The 309-nt window shown below is 30.4% G+C and carries 1 protein-coding gene; it reads left to right on the top strand.

Annotation, left to right across the window (positions count from 1 at the left end):
- Positions 1 to 309: GLPGLI family protein (locus QWI17_RS21575; protein ID WP_302724605.1), on the top strand; the 309-nt coding region annotated here is incomplete at both ends.

Genomic DNA, 309 nt, shown 5'->3' with positions numbered 1-309 from the left:
GATAATTTGCCAAAATACATTTGGACAATTAGTCGAGAATCAAAAGAAATTTTGGGTATTAAAGTTAAAAAAGCAACAACTGAATACAAAGATTCTAAGATAGAAGTTTGGTTTGCGCCAACTTTACAACCAAAAGGCGGACCAATATTTTTCAATGGATTGCCAGGTTTAATTTTAGAATTGAAAGCTGTAACAACAATGAAAGACGAAAGTTACGAAACGACTTTTAGAGCAATTAATATAAAAGAAGCATCTAAAAACGAAGTGATTAAAATTCCATCAAAAGGTCAAAAAATGACACAAATTGAG

The organism is Gilvimarinus gilvus, assembly GCF_030518155.1.
GTDB lineage: Bacteria > Pseudomonadota > Gammaproteobacteria > Pseudomonadales > Cellvibrionaceae > Gilvimarinus > Gilvimarinus gilvus.
The sequence above is the reverse complement of the archived record's forward strand: the minus strand, read 5'-3'. Positions and strand labels throughout refer to the sequence as shown.